Here is a 22,650-nt window from a genome sequence, read left to right as displayed (position 1 = left end):
GAACTGCAGGGACGGTGGTGCTCGGCGGGTCGTGACCGAGGAGCTTCTGCACGGTCCTCCCCGAACCTCTTTGGCCCGGCAAGCCGAAGGCGTGAGAGCCCAGCCGTGACGACCGAGAAAGACCTGAATCTGCCCACCCGCTCCACGACGGCTTACTCCGGGTCAAGGTGATCAACTACTACTTGCGGATCGCACCGGTACTGCTCCATGTCCTGCTCACCGGCCGGTCAGGTTCATCCGTTTCCCCGACGGCGTGAACGGTCAGCAGTTCTTCGGAAAGGAACTTTCCGAAAGGCGCCCCAGACTGGCTGCCAACCGCTTCGGCGGCGAATTCGCGTCCTGGTACCCGGACCCGATCGACGAGCCTCGACGCGACAACTTGCCGGCATCACGAGTTCGAGCTGTTCGTGCGTTCGGCCTGAAACGCCCACGGCGACGCCAGCGTCCGCCGGCACGGCTGCGGCTGCTCGCCGAGCGGAATCCGTGAACTCGGAAAGAGCGACGAACCAGAAATAGATTCACCTTCGTGTGAGGGGGTCGAAATCGGGCCGGAACAGGTGTAGGCAGGAGTCGCGGTGGGTCGTGGAGGTGTCGGATGGACACTGGTGGGCGGCCGGGGCGGGATTCGTCCGCGCAGGTTGCCGTGCTGAGCGAGACCGAGCACACGCGCGTCTGCCGGATGTCCCTCGGCGAGCGGACCGTGGTGTGCAAGCAGCCGCTGGGCCCGGACGCACCCAAGCGGCTGCGGCACGAGCGCGCGATGCTGGAACGGCTTCGCGGGCTCCCGAATGTCGCGCAGCTGCTGGACGCGCCACGCTGTGCGGGGTCGATCGTGCTGGCCGACGCCGGCGACCGAAACCTGGCCGGACGAGCGCAGCCGCTTCCCGTCGACGTCCTGCTCGGGGTCGGGCTAGGGGTGGCCCGAGCCGTGGCGGCGATGCACCGGCGCGGGGTGGTGCACCGCGACATCACCCCCGCGAACATCGTGCTCTCGCCCGACGGCACCCCGTGCCTGCTCGACTTCGCGCTCGCCACCTCCCTCCCCGATCCAGCTCCGCCCTCCCCCGGCCGCAGCGACATCGTCGGGACACTGGCCTACCTCTCACCCGAGCAAACCGGGCGGACCGGCCGTCCGGTGGATCAACGCAGCGACCTCTACGCCGTGGGGGCCACGCTCTACGAGCTGGCGACGGGCGCGCCGCCGTTCGGCTCCGGGGACCCGCTGCGCCTGGTCCACGACCACCTGGCCCGGGTGCCGGCACCCCCGGTCGAGGTGAACCCGGCCCTGCCGGCCCCGCTGTCCGAGATCATCCTGCACCTGCTGGAAAAGGAGCCGGACAACCGCTACCAGACCGCCGAGGGTGTCATCCACGACCTGGAACGGTTGCGCGACGCCCAGGCCGGGCGCGCGACGGAACCGATCCCGATCGGGCACCACGACTTCCCGCGCCTGCCCGTCGCCCCGGTACGGCTGGTGGGGCGCGACACCGAGGTGGCCGCGTTGCAGGCGGCGTTCGAGGGCGCGCTGGCGGGCCGGTGCCCGGGCGTGCTGATCGGCGGCGCGGCCGGGGTCGGCAAAACGGCGCTCGTCCACGAGCTACGGCCGGCGGTCACCAGCCGAGGCGGCTGGTTCCTTGCCGGCAAGTTCGATCAGTACCGGCGCGACCTGGAGTTCGACGGGGTGTTCCAGGCGTTCCGCTCGCTGGGCCGCCTGCTGCTGGCCCAGCCGGAGAGCGAGCTGGCCCAGCTCCGGCAACGGATCACCGCCGCGGTCGGGCCGCACGCGGGCCTGCTCACCGCGGTCGTGCCGGAATTCGCCGCGCTGCTGGCCGTGCCGCCCGACCCCGGCGACCCGCTGACCGCACAAGTGCGCGCGCAGCACAACAGCGTCCAGCTTCTGCGCGCGATCGCCTCCCCGGACCGGCCGGTGCTGCTGTTCCTCGACGACCTGCAATGGGCCGGCCCCGGCCCACTCGGCTTCGTCGACCTCCTGCTCGACACCGACCCGATCCCCGGCCTGCTGCTGGTGGGCGTGCACCGCGACCACGATGGGCAAACGGCACAGCCACCGACGCTGTCGCCATCACGCGACCGGACCGGTGTGCGGTACCTGCACCTGGAGAACCTGCCCACCCCAAGCCTGATCACCCTGGTCGCCGACATGCTGCACGCCGACGCAGCGGCGGCGGCGGGCCTGGTCGAGGTGATCGCGCCACGCACCCGCGGCAATCCTTACGAAACCGTGCAGCTGCTCACCGCGCTGGCTCACCACGGCGTCCTCACCGCCACCTCCGCGGGATGGGAGTGGGACCCCGCAGCGGTGCGCGCCCACCTGGGCCCGGAGGAGGGCGGCGACCTGCTGACGTCGCGGATCCAAGCCCTGCCGCCGCCATCGCGGCAGCTGGTCGAGGCGATGGCCTGCGTGGGTGGGCGGGTCGAGACGGCGTTGTTGCAGACCGCCACCGGCGAGCAGGCGGACGTGGTCGCACAGCGCCTGACCCCGCCCGTCGACGAGGGCCTGCTCGTGCTCGAGCGCGGCGCCGTGCGGTTCCGCCACGACCGCATCCGCGAGGCCATCCTGCGCGGGCTCAGTCCACAGCGGCGAAGCGCCTTGCAACTGGCCGTGGCACGACGGCTGGCCGGAGCACCTGACCTGTTCGCGGTCGCCGCCGAGCAGTACCTGCCGGTGCTCGACGCGGTGGACGACCCCGGCGAGCGGCGAGTGGTGACCGAGCTGCTGCGGCGCGCGGCCGACCAGGCCGCATTGATCGGCGATCACACAACCGTGAACGCGCTCCTGATGGCCGCGTTGCAGTTGGTCGGCCCCGCCGAGACCGCCGTGGCGCTCGAGCTGCGCACGGCCCGGCAGGCGGCGCTGTTCAGCTTGGGCCGCCTGGTGGAGGCCGACGAGGAGTACCAGGAGATCGAGCGGCTCTGCCCGAGCACACCGGACCGCGCGCGGGCGATCGCGATTCACGTGCGCAGCCTCAGCTACCGGGGCCGTTTCGGGGAGGCGATCAGCCTGAGCCTGCAGTCGCTGCGAGAGTGCGGGCTCGACGTCCCGTCGACGGAGCGGCTCCCCGCCGAACTCGACCGGGGGTTCGCCGCGCTGCACCACTGGCTCGAGCACAGCGACCCCGCCGACGACCAGGCCCGACCGGACCTCACTGACTCCGTGCTCCTGGCTGCGACTCACGTGCTCGACGCTGCGTTCCTGGCGGCCTACTTCGCCGCCGATTTCGCCTTGGTCGCGTGGGTCGGGCTGGAAGGCTTGCGGATCTGGATCGAGCACGGCCCCGGCCCCACCTTGCTCGGGCCCGCCGGCGCCGCCGCCTACTGCGCCGTGTCGCAGCGCGGCGACTACGTCGGCGGGTACCGGGCGGCATGGCGGCTCCTGGCGTGGGCCGAGGCCCGTGGCGCCGAGCCCGGCATGTCCCGGGCGCGCCACAGGTCCGCCCTCTTCAGTTGCTGGCTGGAGCCGATCGAAAACGCAGTCCACGAAGCTCAGCGGGCCCGGGAGGGGCTGATCGCCGGCGGCGACCTGACGAACGCCGGGTACACCTACCTCTTGACCGTGCGGTCCCTGGCGGACTGCGCCCCCTCGTTGGAAAGCCTCCTCACCGAGGTCGACGGTGGACTGAACTTCGTGCACCGGACCGGCAACGAGCAGACCGGGCAGGTGCTCGAGACCTACCGGTGGCTGGCCGACGTGCTCCGCGGCGACAGCCCGGCCGACCCGATCACGCTCGACCGGTTCACCGACAACCCGCTCGCGCTTCTCCACGCGTATCTCGCCCGCGCGATCGCCGCCGCCGTCTCGGGGGATCTGGCCGGTCTGGGCCGGGAGAGTACCGCGGGAATGCGGCTGCTTCCGGTAGCCGCCGGCTTCTACCCCACCGCCGTGGTCCGCTCGCTGCACGGGCTGGCCCTCGCCGAGAGGGCCCGCGCGGCCGACGGCGACGAACGCGCCGCGCTGCTGTCCGAACTGGACGAGGTGACGGGTTGGCTGTCCGCCCGGGCCGCGGACGCCCCGGACAACTTCCTGCACCTGCTGCGGTGGGTGGAGGCCGAGCGGGCCTGGGCGGCGGGTGATGTGCAGGCCGCCGAGCTGGCGTTCGATGCGGCCCGCAGCGAGGTCTCCCGCCGCCCCCGGCCCTGGCACCGTGCGTTGATCACCGAGCGCGCCGCGCGCTTCCACCTGGCCCGCGGCCTGGACCACGCCGGTCGCGAACTGCTCGCCCAGGCCCGCCGGCACTACGCCGCCTGGGGCGCGAGCGCCAAGGTCACCCAACTCGACTGGGCCTACCCCACCCTTCGACGACACTTCGAGGTGAGCCTCGGGCCGGCCGTGAACCAGCCCGGTGAGCTGCCCAATCAACCCGGCGCGGTCACCACGGGCACCCTCGACCTGCTCGGCATTCTCTCCGCGTCCCAGGCACTGAGTTCCGAGACCAGCATCGAGCGACTGCACACGCGCGTCGTCGAGGTGCTCAGCGCGATGACCGGGGCCACTGGCGTCCGCCTGCTGCTGTGGAGCGACGACCAGCAGAACTGGCTGCTGCCCGAACTCACGGGCACCCCCGGCGACGACCGTGCGGTGCCGATGTCGGTGCTGCGCTACCTCCGCCGGACCGAGACACCACTGGTGGTCGACGACGTCACCCACGACGACCGCTTCGCCCACGACCCGTGCTTCGCCGATCTCCCCGGCTGCTCGCTTCTCGCCGTACCCATCCTCAGCCGCGCCACCCTACGAGCGGCGCTGCTGCTGGAAAACCGCCTGATCCGCGGCGCGTTCACCACCGACCGGCTCGACGCCGTCAAACTCATCGCCGCCCAACTCGCCGTCTCCCTCGACAACGCCCAGCTCTACACCCAGCTCACCGCCTCCCGAGCCCGCATCGTCACCGCCGCCGACCAAGCACGCCAACGCATCGAACGCGACCTGCACGACGGCGCCCAGCAGCGGCTGGTCGCCCTCACCCTGCGCCTGCGCGCAATCCAAGCCGAAATGCCACCGGGGACCGGTCACCTCACCACCGAACTCGACAACCTCGCCACCGAAACCACCGGCGTCCTCGACGAGCTACGCGAAATCGCCCACGGCCTGCACCCCGGCATCCTCGCCACCGGCGGACTCGCACCGGCCGTCCGCGCGCTGGCCCGCCGCTCACCGATCCCGGCCGAACTCGACCTGCACTCGCTGCCACCCCTTTCGGAGCCCGTCCAGCTCAGCGCCTACTTCATCATCGCCGAAGCCCTGACCAACGCGGCCAAACACGCACGCGCATCCTCGGTCGCCGTCACCATCGATCCCGACCCCGCGACCGGCGTCCTGCGCATCACGGTCCGCGACGACGGCGTCGGTGGCGCCGACCTCACCCGGGGGACCGGATTGCTCGGCCTCAAAGACCGCGCCGAAGCCATCGGAGGCCGACTCCACCTCCAAAGCCCACCCGGCGCAGGCACCAGCCTGCACCTCGAGCTTCCCCTGGCGGGACCAGACCAGAGATCGCCCCGACCGACCGGCCGGCCAGACCTGGATGCGCCAGGTACCGCGACGCCAAACGGTGCGGCGTTTCGCTAGCCAGTAGGACCGAACTCCAGGCGTCTCATTGCTCGGTCAGGGTCCCTCCGCGACCGGCGGCCGTACTCCTCCCTCGGTGCGGTGCCCGGTCGCTCCGCCAGGACGTGAGCCGCGCGACCGCCTCGATCATGTGCCTGCACAGTCCAGACGGGAGAACGCGACGAGCGCGAGGATCCGTCGAAGCCGGCAGACATCCGTCGTCGTCCACAACTGCGGTAACAGTCCACAAGTTGCAAAGCGTGGACGAGCTGAGGACCTGCCTTCGACGCTGCTGCGGCGGGCGATCCTACTGTTGTTGAACGGAATGCCGTGCAAATTCGCGATCGCCGAGGGGTTCACCGGCGACGACATCCCCTGTCCGTCGAGGAACGACCCGGCTCGCAACCGCCACCGCACCGGCCGCGCTCGGGCCAAGGGCGCCGTCGGCGTCATCCTGATTAACCCCCGCTGCACCGGACACCAGGTCTGGAACAAGCAACGCAAAGACGAAGTCCTCATCGACGTCGGCCTGGGCCACGAGACCAATGCGATGGAACACTCGTCATGCGATCTCGCGCTCGGGCGCCACCCACGCAGCCCTCGAAGCACCGGCGGCGATCCGCGCATCGTCGATGACTGCTCATCGCCGGCCATGCCACTCCCCTGGCAGTACAAGGGTTCTCACCTTCGGCCGCACCAACTACTCAATGAACCCGCGGCCTACGGGTGTCCTCGATCGGCGTGGTCGTCCACGGGTAGCCGGCGCCGCGCTTCGTCGCGCGGAGTGCCTGCATCAGCCGGTCACCGCGCACCCAGTGCGACCCCGCCGGTGGGCCTCGTCGCGCTGACCGTAAGCCGGATCGCGCGAGCCCGCCGAACTCAACATGCCCTGCCCGGTGTCGCGTCAGCATCTCCGTAGGCTCGCCCTGCCGGTCGTGTTCACCACCCGTTGAGCCAACGCGACTGTGCCTGTGCACGCTGGTTGTCACCAGGCGCCGTGGGCGACGTCGGGGTTTGGTCGCTCATGTGCGCGACAGTCCACAGCTGGTGTGCCTGGTTTCTGTCACCGCCCACCACGCGCACGCCAACCGCAGCCTCGGCGCCGACAGCGGCGCAATGACGGCCACGAGGCGCGTCATCACCGCTGCGGGTCTGCGTCCGCAGGCGGCTCGAGCGCACAACGAAGGGTGACCGGCCACGGCGCCGAGCTGTCACTCGAGCTGCCTAACCTGACTTCCGTGTGCTGGGAAAGTGGTGTGATGTAACGCCGCTCGCCTGGGTACCGAAGATCGGGTGACCTTATGCGCCCGTGGGGAGAGAAATGACCGCTCGTCCGGAATCCGCTCGCGTCCGGCTCTGGGAGCCCGACCCCGCCGTGCCGGCCGGTGCACTACCGGTGTTCGGCGAGCTCCACACGAGCGCGCGCCGCCGTGCGGCTGCGAGCCTGTTTTTCCCGCTGCCGTTCGTGATCGGCGGGATAGCCCTGTTCTTCGCCGGTAAGGGTGTCGCCGCGCCACTCTTCCTCGTCGTGTTCTTCGGCGTCGCCCTGGTCGCGGCCATCGCCATTCTCACCACACTCCGCCGCGCGGTGCCGTTTCTCGGGGCCCGGTTCGAACCAGTCGACTGCGCGCCGGACGGGGTGATCCTCGCGGGTCGCGAGGTCGGCGTCCGCCTGCCCGACGGCCGGTGGCTGCGCACCAGGATGCCTGCACCGCTGCGGGTGCAGCTGGCCGGCGAGCGCCGGCTGTGGCTGCTGCGGGTGGGTGAGCGGGCAATGGTCACGTTGCCGGGGTCCGGCGTTCTCGGGGCGGCGCGGATCACTGACGGCCCGCTGCCCGGTGCGCGGGTACTGCCGGTCGCCTCCCGGGAGCCGACCTCGCCGCGGCTCGATCCGGTGCTCACGGCCTATCGGCGCTACGTCGCACGCCTGTGCTGGTACCCGGCGGCGGTATACGGCGTCGTCGCCGTCCTCGCGGGCTGGGCGTCGGCGGATCTGCCGGACGAGCCGGCCCTTCAACCGGCCAGAGGCGGGGCAGTGTTCGTCGCGGCGTTCGTCGGTGTTCTAGCGCTGGTTTTGATGGTCCGCGTGTTTCGGCTGCGCGCTCCACTCGCGGCCGACACCTGGACCGAGCTGGCCGTGGTGCTCGACCGGATGGTCTCGATCAACGGCCGTGGTCTCGTCCGCCTCCAGGGCCGGGCTGTCCTGCCCGACGGCGGCACGGTCGGCTTCCGAATGCGGAACGTGCCCGTCGCGTTCGGCCTCGCGACGGCGACGACCGGGCAGCTGTGGATCGCCGGGGTGCCGCGTCCCGGCAAGTCCGCGACCGCCGGCATCCCCGGCCATGCGGTCATGGGCACGGTCCGACTCACCTGACACCGGTGCTCTACCAGGACCGCACCACGGCCACGGTCCGGCGAGCGCACCGTGGCTCGTACGGGCAGCGCGGCGATCAACTGCGTCCCGAAGGTGTGGGCGCGATGGTGAGTTGCCGGTAAGGTGGTGATGGTGCCGACGTGGCGATTGCGGGACTTCCACGACGACGATCTGGACCGCGTCATCCAGCTTTGGGATCAGGACCGGCAGGCGGACGATTCGCCTCCGGTGTTTCCGATTTCGGAGGTCATTGCCGCAACCCGGACCGGCGAACTCGTCGTGGTCGCGGCAGTCGGCGATGACGTGGTGGGCATGGCAGTCGCGCAGGCCCAGGGGGAGCGGGCGTGGATCGTGGGGGTGGCGCTCGCCCGGATGTGGCGTAACCGCGGGATCGGCAGCTCCCTGGTCGGCGAGCTCGAGCGGCGACTGCGGGCGCAGGGGATTCGCCGGATCAGCGCACTGCTGCCTCCCGGCGCGACGGGAGCCACGGCCCTGGAGAACTCCGGCTATCTCGCTCGCGCTGGATTGGTGTTTTACGAGAAGGTCGAGCATCTCGGTGCCAGCGACGCCGGGCTGCTCGCGGAGCTCGGTGGGCGGGTTCTCCCGCGAGGCCTGTGGACCGATCTCGCCGGGATGGAGCAGGAGAAGGAAACCATCGAGCGGCGGATAGTACTGCCGCTGGCCGAGCCCACGGTGGCAGACCGGCATGGCGTCACGCCACCGAAGGCAGTCATACTCTTCGGTCCGCCGGGCACCGGCAAGACGAGTTTCGCCAAAGCCGTTGCCTCCCGGCTGGAGTGGCCGTTCGTGGAGCTGTTCCCTTCCAGGCTCGCGTCGGTGGGAGCAGGGGGTCTGGCCAATTCGCTGCGGGACGTGTTCGCCGATCTGGCGGGGCTCGAGAGCGTTGTGCTGTTCATCGACGAAGTCGAGGAGATAGCCGGCGTCCGGTCCGGGCTGGCCGTTGATCCTGGCCACGGCGTCACCAATGAGCTGCTCAAACTGATCCCCGGCTTTCGCGACCACGACAACCGTTTGCTGATCTGCGCCACCAACTCCGTCCGCTCTCTCGATCCGGCGTTCTTGCGCCCGGGCCGGTTCGACTACGTCATTCCGGTCGGCCCCCCAGACCCGGCGGCACGGGCGGCGATCTGGCGGCGCTACCTGGGTCCCGCGGCCGAAAATGTCGAGCTGCGCCGGTTGGTGGTGGCGAGCGAGATGTTCACGCCCGCCGACATCGAGTTCGCCGCCCGCAAGGGTGCTCAGGCTGCGTTCGAACGCGAAGTCGTCCACGGCTACGATTCCCCCGCCAGCACCGAGGACTACCTCGCCGCCATCGCCGACACTCGGCCCACACTCACCGACCCGGCCATCACCGAGTTCCGAGAAGACATCGAGCAGTACGTGCGTATGTGATCGTCGCGATCCCCAGCTTTGCCCAGGCGCCCTATGGGTCTGGTCCGGGCAGGATCCCGCGCTCTGGCCGGGTAGCGGGGGTTGTCGTGGTTCGTCAAGCCGGCGTGAGTCGGCTCGTCGACTGGGTCGGCCCGAAGGCTGGGAGGCCGAGCTTTGGCGCCTCTCCTGCTCGGGAATGGCGATCGCAATGCCGGGATGTCGTCCGGCATTCGAGAACGCGAGCGGTTTCGAGCCAGTCCGAAAGAAACCGTTGGAGACAGTTCGGAGGTGAACGTATTAATCACAGCCACTGGTATTGCCTGGTCAGACGCAGAGTATGTCGCAGATTCGGCGGCGCGGCATGAACGGGGAACGAAATCGGACCTGCCCCGCCGCCCCGGGATCGAGATGTCCGGTTTGGCATATTTGAGTGATTGCTCTGGCCACCTCACACCACCGCGATTTTTGCCGTCGGGAAACCGTGAAGTTGACCAGCCCCAATGATCATGTCACTTCCCGCGCATAACTTTTTCGCATGCCCGGTTGTGATGTGACCCGTCGAGACATTCTCCGCTGGAGTGCGATCGCCACTGCAGCAATACCGCTGCTGAGAGTGATCGACCCCGCTCGAAGCTACGCGTCCACCGGCGCTGCCGGGACCGGTGAGGTCGTGCCGGTCAACCTGGAACTGGTGACGCTGACGGAGGACCGGGCCGTGGTGACCTGGTATACCGGCGAGGCCGGCACGAACGACGGCCCGGGCAGGATGATGCCGCTGCCCGCCGACGGCGAGGTCTGGTACGGCACCAACCCCCGCCGGCTCAACCGAGTCGCCGGCCAGGGGCGCGAACTTACCCCATACCACCACGTCGAGCTGACCGACCTCGAGCCGGGCCAGACGTACTACTACCAGGCGCGCTCCCGCGGGAAGCTGGCCGCTCCCATGGTGTTCACGCTCATCGCCGGCAACGCCGTCGGCACCAACGACTACGGCCTCGGCACGCCGGGCGGTCCATTCTCGTTCACCACGCCGCACCCGCCGCCGGGGCGCTACCTATTCTCCGTGGTGCTGTGCAACGACCTGCACATGGGCGAGACGCAGGCGGGCCTCGTCGGCGGGGACCCGTCGGCCATCCCGATCGTCCAGGTCCCGGGCGAGCCGCCGTATCCCGAGGTCATGCTCGAATCCCTGGTGCGCGACGTCCGGACTTTCGACCCGACGTACCTCCTGGCCGCTGGTGACATCTCCGCCGAGGCCGTACCCGGCGACCTCAGCCGAGCCGGTCAGTTGCTCGACCGGTTCGGCAAGTACCGCGAGGACTACTTCGTCACGCGCGGCAACCACGACAGGGCGCACGTCGGTGACCCATACGCGAACTGCCGGGTCGGTCGCTGGCAGGGCAACGACTGCTTCCAGGACCGCTATTTCGCCGACGACGAGGTCGCCTTCTCCTCGACCGATCTCTCCGGTCTGCACGTGATCGGACTCGACACCTACGACAAGGCCGGTGGCGGAGGCGACGCGGGTGCGCTGGCGGCGGAGCAGTACGCCTGGTTCATGAAAGACCTGGCCGAGCACAAGGACCAGCCGACCCTCGTGTTCGGTCACCACCCGCTGGTCGTCCAGGAGTCGTCGAAGCCGATCAAGTCGAGCAGCTCGCTGGACGCCGCCCAGGCCGCGTCGATCCTGGAGACCTACGCGAAGACCCCGGGCGTCTTCCTCCACCACGCGGGACACACCCACCGCAACCACCACACGGTCAGCCCGACCACACCGCAGGTGACCCTGCAGGAAGTCGCCGCGGCCAAGGAGTACCCGGGCGGCTTCTCGATCCTCCGGCTGCACAGCGAGGGGTTCGCGCTGAACTTCCACAAGTCGCGCAGCGACCTGGCCCGCGAGTGGAGCGAGCGCAGCCGTCAGGAGCTCGCAGGGACCTGGGCGCAGTTCGCGTTGGGGAACAACGTGGTGGACCGCAACATCGTCAAGAAAGTCGATCTCACCGGTCTCCGCCGTCCCGAACGCGCCGCGGCCGGCACACGGGGCTGACCGATCGGGCCTGGCAGCTGCGCCCTGGCGGGACATGTACTGAAGCCGGCCCCGCTCGTCCGCGATCTTGACCGCTTCGGCCGGCTTGCGGGACCTTCCTGGTACTGATCCGCCGGAGCGAACCGGGGCTGAACGCGAGGCGGCGTTACAGGCGTCCTGGTGGCGTTCAGTCGCGTGCGGCTGCTAACACAGTTCTGGGCTGGTGTCTGAGGTCGCGCAGGTACCAGCCCAGAACATGGTTCCTGCTTGGTAAGTCAGGCCGATGGCGGCCCGGGCGCCAGAAGGGTTCCCGCAGGACCTGCGGGAGTCGACTTCGTAGGGGTACCGGTCGGGCTAGGCGATTTCGGCGAGTTCAGCCGATGTCCTCAAGTCCTTGGCCGACGGGAGATGATGTCACCGCGCTGCCGGCGCGCGCGGCATGGCACGTGGCGGGCTGCCGCGGCGACAGGGCGGAGTTCGCCGCTGACAACGGAACCACGCCATCAGGTGCGCTGCGGGGGAACGGATCGAGGCCTGGGTGGATCCTGGGGGCCTCTCCTCCGACTACCGCATCATCGATCAGGAAGTGGCACTCGCGGTGCGGTGACCCTGCCGCGATCACCCTTCACGGACTGTGATCAGCTGGGCGAGGGTCGATCGTCCCCGGGCGTACCTGCGCACCGATGATGCAACACACGAGGTCCGGCTCGGTCGCCGAATGGCGAGATGATCGAGGCCGTCGAGGCGGAGGACCGGCAGCTGATCCGGCAGCGGTTGAACATCCCGAACAGGCGGATGAGCAGCCGTTGACCCCGCTCAAGGACCTGCCGAATCCCAGCAAGCTAGGGGAAAGCGCACCCTGCCCGCGCCGCGCCAACGGCGTGGTCAAAGGAGAAGCGCAGCGCAGCTGCAGGCCCGCGGAGCCGGCGAACTCGGCGTTGCGCTCGCGTGGGAGCGCCGGCGCACCATCACTCCGGCGAGTTGATCGCCCCTGCATCGATTTCCATGGTGGATGACAAGTCCGTGCCGTCGAGCGGGAGCTTCGCCTGCAGGCTCGTGCCCGATCCGCGTGGGCTCTGGAGAAGGATCCGCCCGCCGATCGCCTCGACGCGGTCTTTGAGGCCGAGCAAGCCGGTGCCCCTGGTGAGCTCGGCGCCACCGACGCCGTCGTCGCGTACCGCGATGCGCAGTACGCCGTTCGCCGCGTCGGAACGGATGCTCACGGCGATCGAGGATGCCCGCGAGTGCTTGGCCGCGTTGGTGAGTGCCTCCGCGACGATGAAGTAGGCGCTGACCTCGACGTGCTTGGGCAGTTTCGGCAGCGGGGGCAGCTCGAGGTCGACCGGGATCGGTGAGCGGCGGCCGAGCGTGCGTATGGCGGGCTGGAGCCCTCCCGTGTCCAGGATTCCCGGGTGAATGCCGCGCGCGATCTCCCGCAGCTCGTCGATCACGCTGACGGCTTCGGCGGCGAGCTCGCCAAGATCGGTGGCGAGTTCACCGGATTCCACCGCCTCGGCCGCGCGTAGCCGCAGCGCGAGCGAGACGAGCCGCTGCTGGGCGCCGTCGTGCAGGTCCCGCTCGATGCGGTGGCGCGCCTGGTCGGCCGCCGTCACGATGCGGGCCCGTGAGGCGGTGAGCTGGGTGTACAGCTGGGCATTGTCGAGCGAAACGGCGAGCTGGCCCGCGATGAGCTTGACGGCATCAAGCCGTTCCGCGGTGAACGCGCCGCGGATCAGGCGGTTTTCCAGCAGCAGAGCGGCTCGCAGGACGCCGCGGCTCAGGATCGGCACCGCGAGCAGCGAGCAGCACGTGAGGTCGGCGAACCACGGGTCGCGGGCAAAACGTTCGTCGCGGGTGGCGTCGGTGACCACCAGCGGCTCGCCCGTCCGCTGGACGTAGCGCACCACCGACAGCGGGGCCGCATGTTCGTCGAGGGTGTCCACCACGTCGCTACCGGGGGTTGGCAACAGCCAGTCATTGAGATCGTCGCTCCAGTGAAGCAACTGCACGGCGGTGGCTCCGGTCAGCGCGGAGAGCACGTCGACGACACGGGCGCGCAGGCGACCGATGCTGGTCTCCGAGCTCAGCGCCTGGGAGGCGGACAGGATACCGAGCAGGTCGAGGGCGCCGGTGGTGATGACCGAGCGTTGAGGGAGGCCGTCGGCGAGCTCGCCGCCGAGCCCTGGCGTGGTGTCGGTTCCGGGTCGCAAGGTGGGGTAGGCCCAGTCGAGCTGGGCGACCTTGGCGGTCGCTCCCCAGGCGGCGTAGCACTGGCGGGCCTGGATGAGCAGTTCTTGGCCGGTGTGGTCAAGGCCGTGGGCTAGGTGAAAGCGGGCCGCGCGCTCGGTGATCAGGGCTCGGTGCCACGGGCGTTGGTGCCGGACAGCCTCGCGGCGGGCGGTGTCGAAGGCCAGGGCGCCGGCGCGGAAGTCGCCGACCGTCCAGGCCCGTTCGGCCTCGAGCAGCCGCAGCAGGTGCAGGAAGTTGTCCGGGGCGTCGACGGCGCGGGCGGCCAGCCAGCTCGTCACCTCGTCCAGGCCGGTCAGCAGCGCCGCACGTTCGTCGCCGTCGGTGGCGCGGGCCTGGCCGGCCAGGGCCAGCCCCCGCAGCAGGCGGGCCAGGGCGGACGGGTAGAAGCCCGAGGTCGCCTGGAGCATCGGCATCGCGGCCGCGGTGTGCCGCGCCAGGCCGGCCGGATCGCCGAAGACGGCGGCGGCGACCGCTCGGGCCAGGTGGGCGAACAGGAGCGCCGAAGGGTTGTCGGCATACCTGGCGATGGGGATGGGGTCACCGGCTTGAACTGGGCTTTCGCCGCGCAGGACAGCCGCCAGCCACCGATAGCTCTCGAGCCACTGAGCGGTTTGTTCGCTACCTGTGCGGCGCACGAAGGTCAGGCCGGCATCCACCTCGGCGACGTAGTCGTCCAGCGAGGGGGCACACTCCAGCAGTCCCGCCACGCCAGGCGCGTAGGCGTATCCGGCCCAGGCCGGCTCGCCCGCTGCGATCAGGGCTTCCCGGGCACACTCGGCCGTTCGGACGGCGTTCTCGATCGGCTCGAACCAGCAGCAGACACTGGCGAACGCCGAGCGCACTGGAGCGGTGTCGGGTTCGTAGCCGCGGGCATCGCCCAGCTCCAGGAGCCGGCGCATCGCGCGGTATGCGGCGGCGTAGTCGTCGCGCAACACCATCGCGGCGATGGCGGCGTGGCTCGCCGGCCCGATCAGGGTGCGGCCGGGCCCGTGTCCGAGCCAGATCCGCAACGCCTCCAGGCTCAGCCACCCGTACAGGGCGACATCGGGGACGAAGTAGGCCGGCGGCAGAACCACGTTGATCAGACGGGACGCGGCGAGCAAGGTGGGCTCGGCCAGATCCGGCCGGCTCAGGTCGTCGGCGGGGCCGGTGTGGTCCAGCCACTGGTACAGGTGGTCGAACTGACCGTCGAGCTCGAGGGGGAGCCGGTCGGTCGTGGGAACGATGATGCCGCAGTCACGCAAGGACTCCCGGCCGAGCTCGATCGCCTCCCTGAAACGTTTCCGGTGGGTCAGACTGCGCACCTCCAAGCAGGTGGCGTCGGCACGCTGCATGGCGCTGGGACACAGTCGGACGATCCTGCGGTACTCGTCGGCCGCCTCGTCCAGGCGCCCCAGGCTGTACAAGGCGGCCTGGCGGCCGCTGTGCAGCTCGACCCGAGTGCCGATCGTCTCCGGGTCGACCAGCTGCAGTGCGGCGGTCAGCAGCGCGTGCACCAGCGCGTGGTCCCCGATCAACCGTGCCTGGCAGGCAGCGCGGCGCAGCAGCTTCACCGCTTGTGTTCGCTCGGCGGCGTCGCCGACGGCGTCGGCGACGGGTAGGTACTGCTCGGCGGCGGCGGCGAACAGCTCCGGCACCCCGGCCAGCCGCCGGGCCATGGCCAGATGGAGGGCCCCTCGCCGGTGGGGGCCGAGCCGGCGAACCACGGCCTCGCGGATGCGGTCATGCGGAAACCGGACCTCCCCGCCCTCGACTTCGAGAAAGCCCTCGTCGAGGACGGGCAACAGGTGCTGGTGGAGCGCGGCTTCCGGTTCGTCGGTGGCGGTGCCCAGCAGGCTCAGCTCGGCGCGCCCGCCTAGACAGGCCATCGCCTCCACCAACGCTCGGGACGGCGCCGGCAGGGCCTCGACCCGAGCCGCCACCAGGGAGCCGACCTCTGACCGGCCCAGATGCGCCCGCACCGCTGCCGGGTCCCACTGCCAGCCGGTACCGCTGACAGTGAGCATCCCCTCTCTTCCCAGCGCGTTGAGCAGCTGCACCGTTTCGAACGGGTTGCCGGAGGTGTGCGGCGCGAGCACCTCGGCCAGGCCCGCCGCCGCGTCTGCGTCGGCGTGCAGCATGTCGGCGACCATGGCGGCCACCCCCTGGAGGGGCAGCTCGCCCAGCCGCAGGGACCGCACGCCGGGCCGGGCGCGGGAAAGCAGTGCCGCGAGCGGCCGTGCGGAGTCCACGTCCTCGTCTCGGTGCACCCCCACCAACAGCAGGCCGGCGATCGGCTCCTCGTCAAGCAGCAGGTCGACGAACCCGAGCGGGCCAAGCCCCGCCCATTGCAGATCGTCGAGGAACAGCACCACCGGTCGCTCCGGTGAGGCGACCGCCCGCAGGACCTGAACGCTGTTGTGCTGTGCCCGCGATTGCGCAGTGAGCGGGTCGCCGGGATCGGGCGGCACGTCGAGCAGGGCGGCGAACTCCGGCACCACCGCCGTCATCAGACCGGCGTTGGAGCCCGCTGCGTCAGCGATCCGTCGCCGGACCAGATCCAGCTCGCTCTCCGGCTCGGCCAGCAGCAGCCGGCCGAGGCAGCGGAACGCCTGGTACAGCCCGTCGAACTCCAGATCTCTCCGGTACTGGTCGAACTTGCCCGCGAGGAACCAGCCGCCCCGGCTCGCCACCGTCGGCCGCAACTCATCGACCAGGGTCGTTTTTCCCGCCCCGGCCGCGCCGCTGACCAGCATCCCCCGGCACCGGCCCCCGAGCGCATCCTCGAACGCCGCCTGCAACACGGCCACCTCGGCGTCGCGCCCCACCAGCCGGGGCGGCGCGGCCAGCCCGGGCGGGAAGTCGTGCTCACCGACGCGGAGTGAACCCGTCGCCGGCCCGGCCCGGGTGCTCCGTACCCGTTCCAGGTCGTAGACCAGGCCCTCCGCGGTCTGGTACCGATTGTCCGGCTCCTTCTCCAGCAGATGCAGGATGATCTCGGAGACTGGCGGCGGCAGCGCCGCGTTGACCTCATTCGGCGGCGTCGGGACTCGCGCAAGGTGGTCGTGAGTGAGCCGCAGCGGGTCGCCCGAGCCGAACGGCGGCGCGCCCGTCGCCAGTTCGTACAGCGTCGCGCCCAGCGAGTACAGGTCGGTTCGCCGATCCACCGGACGGCCGGTGCGGCCGGTCTGCTCGGGCGCCAGGTACGCCAGCGTCCCGACGATCTCGCCGCGATCGGCGGACCGGTCACCGCCCTCGGCGACAGACGTGGCCAACGCGAAATCCACCAGGCACGGCGCACCGTCGGAAGAGATCACCACGTTCGCCGGCGTGATGTCGCGGTGGAGCACCCCGCGACGGTGCACAGCCGCGACGGCCCTGGCCAACCCCAGACCGACGTCGACCAAGACTCCGACGGGCAGCGGCTCCGAGAGTCCCGCCAGATTCCGTGCGCCCGCGTCCGCCAGCACGATTGAGCCCGGAAACCGCGGCGCCTCCACCAATTGCGCGACACCCGCGACACCGCGAAGCCGTTCCAGCACCGCCCGCTCGTGCCGCAGCCGCCGCTGCGCGTCCGGCCCGAGCGGCTGCTTGCCGACCACGGTCCGCCCGGGGAGGAACAGCCGTACGACGCGGGTTCGTTCGTTCTCGTCGAGAATCTCGACCCGCCCGGACGGGTCGTGGAGCGGAAGTTCACCCTCGCCCATCCGGCACCTCCACCGTCGGACTCGAGGCCTCCTGCTTACACCCATTTCAGCTCGATGGCGATCCCAGCACAGCAGCGCGATGTCAGTTGGCGGCGAGGTTCCGGTGCGGTGGAGCCCGCGTCGGGAGGACGCGCACGCGGTGTCGCCCGTGCGCAACCAGAGATCACCGGCCACCGCGACCGATCTCGGCCATCCCGGGCTGCGATGGCCGGCGTAGGCCTCGCGGTGGAAGACGCTGATAAACAACGCGAGCGCTGGTCAGGCCCGGCCGCTTGACTTGGCGTAGCTGCGGGTGAGCTGCGCCAGGTCATGTGATGACGTGCCGTTTGGGGGCCAGGCTACGAAACGACGTTGGGGCGAGGCGGGCATCGGCCGCGCTGGAACCCAACCTGGCGCACGTTCTCGGCAGGCTCGACTCGACGCCGCAGGCTGTCTGCTTAGCCGCCGCAGCCCCGCTCGGCCCGGTCGCCGCGGCGATGGGGAGACCCAGCATGTCCACCGCGGCGAGGACCAGGGCGGCAACCGCGGCGGTGAGGGCGCCCAGCAGCGAGGCCGTGCTGACCGTGAAGCCGGCGGCGGCGAGCTGCAATCGGGAGGGCAACATCGTCAAGCCGCGCAAGGGTAAAGGACTGGGAGCCGACCGATGGGTCGAACACGTTCGCGAACAGGTAGCTCACCGACCCGGCGGCCGCGATGTAGAACGGCCCCGTCATCAGCGGCCAGCCCGGAGACGTCTGCGGCAAGCGTGGCAGCTCGGTACCGTGCACCACCTGGAGCCTCACGAGCGCGAACAACCGAACAGCGCAACCGGCCGGTGCTCATCGCACCTCCTCCCCCGTCTGGCTCGGTGCCGGGCGGATGCTCAACTGCACGGCGCGGGGCACGTGCCGGACGAACCGAGTCGACCCGGATCACCACGACCTGCTACGCGGGTTCATCGCTGGAGCCGGGTGGCGAGAGGGCGACTTCGTCGCTCGCCTGCGCCGCGCGGCCGAGACCGCGCAGCACCAGCCCGGAGATGGTCTCGTACTCGTCGTGCTCGGGCAGTGCAATCCCCGTTGCGTCGGCGATTTCGTCGATCCGCAGCCGTCCGAGGACCGCCCACGACCCGTCGGGACAGCGTTCGATGGCGCCGTCGTCGGGGTCGTCCTCGTCCTGGACCTCCCCGACCAGTTCCCCCGCGAGGTCCTCCAGCGTCACGACGGCGGCGAACCCGCCGTACTCGTCCAGGACGCAGGCCAGCCGGCGGTGCTCGGCGCGCAGGCGTTCGAGCACCGCGGGCAGCGGCAGCCGTTCCCGCACCAACACCGGCACCGGCACCGGGGCGACCTGGCGAATCGGCGTCGCCGCGCGCTCGCCAGGCCAGACGGTGAGCACCTCGGCGAGCCCGACCACACGGACGAGGTCGTCGACGTTCTCGCCGATGACCGGGAACCGGGAGTTTCCGGTGTCGATGGGTTCCACGACGCGAGACACCGGCTCGTCGGCTCGCACCGTGTGCACCTCGACTCTCGGCGTCATGGCTTGCTCGACGACCAGTCCGCGAAAGTTCAAGCCGCGGTCAAGCAACTGGGACAGCTCATCGTCGAGGTGGCCCCGGGCGTGCGACTCCCCGATGATCCGCTGGAGGTCCTGCTCGGTCGTGCCCTGCGGCAGCTCCTCGACGGGTTCGATGCCGACGGTACGCAGCAGCCGGTTGGCCGCGGCGTCGAAGAACCGGAGCACCGGGCCTGCCACCGTGAGGTGGACCAAGGTCGATCCGCTCAGTGCCCGGGCCAACGGGATCGGCTTGGCGATGGTGAAGTTCTCGGGAAGCGGCTCCCCCAGCACCAATCTGCACCACCGTGGCGACGACCAGCGCGACCGCCACAGACAACGACAAGCCGCGAAGCCTCCGCGAGGCTGGTGAAGCCGAGGACGTCCGCGAGACCCGAGCCGAGCAGAGGCTCGGGTCTCGCGGGCCAGCAGGGCGGTCACGGTGATCCCCCGCTGCGCGCCCGACAGCAGGACTACGGCTTCGGCGTCGGCTGGTGCGGAAGGCGCTCATCGCGACCGCGACCCTGCGCGGCAATCCCCGCTGGAAAAGGCACCTCCTGATCACGCTGGCCCGTTCGACGGATTCCGGCGGCCCGCAAAGCCGGCGCGCTCCCCCGCCGTGGTGGACGTCTGAAGCTGGCCGTGAGCACGAGCGACGCCGGAATCGAGTCAGTGGCACTTCGCGTCGAGGTGCCTCGCGACGCCGGTGGTGCGCTCGGTGACGGTCTGGTGCGACAGCCGCGTGATCAGGCCGAGGGTCAAGCAGGTGCCGCTGCGCGACGGCGACGTCCGCGCGTGGATCACGTTCGTGATCAGGGACCCCACCTACGCGGGGCCGCCATCACGGGTGGACGCCGAAGGGGCCGAGGAGATCGCTGTCGATCCGGTGGGACTCCAGCAGTGTGAAGGCGTTGTCCACGGTGAAGACGTCGGCGGCGGCCAGCGTGCCGGTGTACTTGGCGATCACCGGCTCGGCGGCTTGGCGGGCGACGGCGTCGAGGTAGGTCTTGAAGATCGCCCACGCGTTGCCGCTCGGTCCGTACTTCTGGAAGTAGGGCGTGGGGTCGACCGTTTCCGACGCGTCACGGACCGCTTGGTCGAGGTCTGCGAGGTACTGCTTCTGGAGGTAACCGTCGGCGCGGGCACCGAGGCGTCCGAGGTGCCCGCCGACCAGGGTTTTCCAGGGGTATGCCATGGCGATGTCGTGCGCTTTCACCCAAGCGGGGATGTCCTGGGAAACGGCGAGGTTCTTGAACGGCACCCAACCCGGGAAAATCACGTCCACGACCATGAGAGTCTCGTGGTCGGGTACGTGGATGAAGATGTTGTCGGGCGAATGGTTCGGGCCGTGGTAGGTGAGCTCCAGCCGTTCACCGCCTACCTTGAGCACGTAGCGGTCGTCGAACGTTTCCGTCGGGGCCGGCCGGTTGGGATCTCCGTCGGCGCGAAGCAGCCGACGGGTCTCCGTGTGCCCGATGCGCACCACGTCCGAGCCCAGAATCGCCGAGGCGCCGATGTGATCGGCGTGGGAGTGGGAGTAGATCAGGTGCGTGACCTTGTTGGGCATACCGTTGACCTTGGTGACGTCGTCGATAGCCCGCAAGAGATTGTGCCCGATCGTGGGCGGAGCGTCGACGACCACGACTCCTTCAGCGGTGGTCAGGAACATGGCCTGGTAAAACGAATCGGTCACCCAGTAGAGGTTTCCTTCGATCCGGCCGACGTAGTAGCCGTCCGCGTTCAGCGCAGGCCCGGCCGAGGCGGCGGGAACCGGTGCGAATTCCGGTAGCGTGTCGGACTCGGCGGCACTGGCCGAGCCCGCCAGGGTGGCGCCGAACAGCCCCGTCGCCGCAGGTACGACGGCGGCAGTGGCCACCGTTTTCAGCAGAGCTCTGCGGCTGGTGGGTTCGGAGGATTCAGACTTCGTCGTCATGGAACATCCTTTACTGAGGACGCGGAGGAACCACTAATTTTTGGTTGGCACTGCTCGCTCGGAGCCGGAAACCGCGAAACGAAACGCGCTGCTCCACATGAGTTTCAAACGGATCTTTTTTGGCAAACTCCCGGATGGCGCGAGAAGCCCATTAACCGTCAATGTTCACGGCAAAACGGTGGACAGGATTCGGAACTCGTCCACGTTGTCGCATCTCGGCATCGGCGCTTCACGCCAAGACCGTATGAACGTTGAACCACCTGTGTCAATACGCGGAGAAACAGTCCGAAAACTCGTTGGACCAGCTGCGCACAAGTCCCCTCCGAAAGGAGCACCGACTATTGCCCCAGATGGCGGCAATTGTGTCCTTCACCTCATTTCGGGACGAATGACGCAATCCGTTGGCGCGCAACCAACTCGGGCTCGCGCGCCGCACCACTCTGCCGATGCTGATCGCCCACTGGCCGGTACGCCTGTGGTTCGCCGCAGCCAGGGCCGCGATGGCCATCGTCTTGCACGTGATGCTCTTCGCCCTCAGCCCCGCCCCTCGCGCGCGGCGGTTCTCGCCTGCGACGCCGTCATCGCGGCCGTGACGCGTACCTCGTGATGGATGGGGTGGCGTCGGCTCTGCGCGCGCCTGCCGGCGAGGAGTTGACCGTCGCCGGCGGCCGGGGCCAGAACTACGAGCACGGTGCGCTCGATGGCTCCGCTGCCGTCGGCGTGAAGCTGATGAGTGGCCCGATTCGTGCACTAACAGGCACTCGGTGGCCCAGCCGCGCTCGGGTTCCCGATCAACGACGAATCCGTCGCTCCCGATGGCGCCGGGCAAATACAACGGCTTCAGTCGCCTGACAACGCCTCGATCTACTACATCGCCGCTACCCGGTGCCCACGAGATCCAGGGCGACATCCCCGCCAAGGGGCAGGAACTCGGCGGGGCGGACAACTTCGGCTACCCGACGACCGATGAGGCCACCACCGACAACCGCGAAATCTTCGGCGATCCTGCTGCCGCGGGTAGAAGAGCTCCCGACGCCAGTGGGCCCATCGAGCCCGGAAGCGCCGACCACGCAGCTCTATCCGCTACCGGCGATCGCGACGCTGGCAGGCGACCCCACGCCGCACCTGTCCAGCTCGCCGGCACCTGAGTCCAGCCAGCTTGCCCGACCTGCCGGCGAACCTCCGGCGCGCTCAAACACGAGCACCGATCGCGCGGACGGCCGTCTCGAGGCGATGACTTGCGGCGGCTGCCCCGTGATGGAGCGCGTGCTCGAAGGCCTCAATAGACTCGGCACGGCAGCGGCATGAACGCCGAAGCCACCGACATCTCACAGCAGCGCGAAGCGTGACGACGACGCACTGACCGGGAAGCAACGATTTCATCCCAGGAGGCCACTACTTGCTGCTCGTCGACACCGTCGCGCCTTGCCCGGAGGAGGCCGTCCATTGCGTCGTCATGCCGCACGAGCGCCACAGCCCCCGACGCATCGACTGCGATCAGACGTTCATTGCCGATGCGTTGTACTGCCTTTCCAACGGTCTCGGTCAAGTGGATCAGTCATTCCGCAGGGTGCCGTATCGCCTTTAAGGCATTGTCGCGACATTTCGGACAGTGTGCCCGTCTCCGTACCCTTGACTGATCACGATCACCTGATCAGCGCTTTACTGTATCTTTGGTGATCTCGATTGTCCTTCTTACCATTTGAGCCATGCGGCCAGCGTCATGACCTCTCTGTCAATAGTCACGATTAACCCGCGAAGTTCGTTCATTCAATGTCATTGGCACGTTACCCAAGGTTCACCTGGTACGCCCTGCCGATTCCATGGAGTGTAGTTAGGTTTCTTCAAGCCGCAGATCACAGTAGAGGGCCCAAATGCATAAATCCG

At 69.5% G+C, this 22,650-nt stretch carries 12 protein-coding genes; 5 read left to right on the top strand and 7 right to left on the bottom strand.

Translation table 11 applies throughout. From position 1 onward, the window contains the following. The first annotated feature begins 595 nt into the window (after nucleotides 1–595). Nucleotides 596–5,587, top strand: a complete 4,992-nt coding sequence (locus AB0F91_RS35005) for an AAA family ATPase (protein WP_360604616.1) — start codon at nucleotides 596–598, stop codon at nucleotides 5,585–5,587. A gap of 286 nt (nucleotides 5,588–5,873) precedes the next feature. Here AB0F91_RS35005 and AB0F91_RS35000 read toward each other — a convergent pair whose 3' ends face one another. After that, on the bottom strand, nucleotides 5,874–6,104 hold the full coding sequence (locus AB0F91_RS35000) for a hypothetical protein (RefSeq protein WP_360604614.1): 231 nt from the start codon (nucleotides 6,102–6,104) through the stop codon (nucleotides 5,874–5,876). A gap of 783 nt (nucleotides 6,105–6,887) precedes the next feature. Here AB0F91_RS35000 and AB0F91_RS34995 point away from each other — a divergent pair. The 3 genes from AB0F91_RS34995 to AB0F91_RS34985 all read left to right on the top strand — a co-directional run bounded on the left by AB0F91_RS34995 (nucleotide 6,888) and on the right by AB0F91_RS34985 (nucleotide 11,379). Beyond that, entirely contained in the window at nucleotides 6,888–7,940 is a 1,053-nt protein-coding gene (locus tag AB0F91_RS34995; RefSeq protein WP_360604612.1) for a hypothetical protein, read from the top strand. Between the two features lie 129 nt (nucleotides 7,941–8,069). Then, on the top strand, nucleotides 8,070–9,353 hold the full coding sequence (locus AB0F91_RS34990; RefSeq protein WP_360604610.1) for a GNAT family N-acetyltransferase: 1,284 nt from the start codon (nucleotides 8,070–8,072) through the stop codon (nucleotides 9,351–9,353). A 592-nt stretch (nucleotides 9,354–9,945) separates the two neighbouring features. Next, complete coding sequence (locus AB0F91_RS34985; protein WP_360604608.1) at nucleotides 9,946–11,379, top strand: metallophosphoesterase family protein; 1,434 nt, start codon at nucleotides 9,946–9,948, stop codon at nucleotides 11,377–11,379. A 947-nt stretch (nucleotides 11,380–12,326) separates the two neighbouring features. Here the strand turns inward: AB0F91_RS34985 and AB0F91_RS34980 are convergent. From AB0F91_RS34980 to AB0F91_RS34960, 5 genes are all read right to left on the bottom strand, one after another. Beyond that, nucleotides 12,327–17,540: an AAA family ATPase gene (locus tag AB0F91_RS34980; protein ID WP_360604606.1), complete on the bottom strand. Its 5,214-nt coding sequence runs from the start codon at nucleotides 17,538–17,540 to the stop codon at nucleotides 12,327–12,329. Between the two features lie 61 nt (nucleotides 17,541–17,601). Continuing rightward, nucleotides 17,602–17,904 (bottom strand): hypothetical protein, encoded by a 303-nt coding sequence (locus tag AB0F91_RS34975; RefSeq protein ID WP_360604604.1) that lies wholly within the window; start codon nucleotides 17,902–17,904, stop codon nucleotides 17,602–17,604. Between the two features lie 314 nt (nucleotides 17,905–18,218). Next, on the bottom strand, nucleotides 18,219–19,124 hold the full coding sequence (locus tag AB0F91_RS34970) for a transporter associated domain-containing protein (protein WP_360604705.1): 906 nt from the start codon (nucleotides 19,122–19,124) through the stop codon (nucleotides 18,219–18,221). A gap of 375 nt (nucleotides 19,125–19,499) precedes the next feature. Then, on the bottom strand, nucleotides 19,500–19,655 hold the full coding sequence (locus tag AB0F91_RS34965) for a hypothetical protein (RefSeq protein WP_360604602.1): 156 nt from the start codon (nucleotides 19,653–19,655) through the stop codon (nucleotides 19,500–19,502). 16 nt (nucleotides 19,656–19,671) lie between these two features. Beyond that, nucleotides 19,672–20,763, bottom strand: a complete 1,092-nt coding sequence (locus tag AB0F91_RS34960; RefSeq protein WP_360604600.1) for an MBL fold metallo-hydrolase — start codon at nucleotides 20,761–20,763, stop codon at nucleotides 19,672–19,674. Between the two features lie 764 nt (nucleotides 20,764–21,527). Here AB0F91_RS34960 and AB0F91_RS34955 point away from each other — a divergent pair. Beyond that, the gene (locus AB0F91_RS34955) at nucleotides 21,528–21,911 is read left to right on the top strand and encodes a hypothetical protein (protein WP_360604598.1); all 384 of its coding nucleotides are present in this window, start codon (nucleotides 21,528–21,530) and stop codon (nucleotides 21,909–21,911) included. A 131-nt stretch (nucleotides 21,912–22,042) separates the two neighbouring features. Here the strand turns inward: AB0F91_RS34955 and AB0F91_RS34950 are convergent, their stop codons facing one another. Beyond that, the gene (locus tag AB0F91_RS34950; protein WP_360604596.1) at nucleotides 22,043–22,312 is read right to left on the bottom strand and encodes a hypothetical protein; all 270 of its coding nucleotides are present in this window, start codon (nucleotides 22,310–22,312) and stop codon (nucleotides 22,043–22,045) included. Nucleotides 22,313–22,650 lie beyond the last annotated feature (338 nt).

The organism is Amycolatopsis sp. NPDC023774 (assembly GCF_040639695.1).
In the GTDB taxonomy this organism is placed as follows: domain Bacteria; phylum Actinomycetota; class Actinomycetes; order Mycobacteriales; family Pseudonocardiaceae; genus Amycolatopsis.
The sequence above is the reverse complement of the archived record's forward strand: the minus strand, read 5'-3'. Positions and strand labels throughout refer to the sequence as shown.

Coding starts and splice junctions, on each gene's coding strand:
- AB0F91_RS35005 (WP_360604616.1), top strand. CDS start 596: ATGGACACTGGTGGGCGGCCGGGGCGGGATTCGTCCGCGCAGGTTGCC.
- AB0F91_RS34990 (WP_360604610.1), top strand. CDS start 8,070: ATGGTGCCGACGTGGCGATTGCGGGACTTCCACGACGACGATCTGGAC.
- AB0F91_RS34960 (WP_360604600.1), bottom strand. CDS start 20,763: ATGACGACGAAGTCTGAATCCTCCGAACCCACCAGCCGCAGAGCTCTG.
- AB0F91_RS34995 (WP_360604612.1), top strand. CDS start 6,888: ATGACCGCTCGTCCGGAATCCGCTCGCGTCCGGCTCTGGGAGCCCGAC.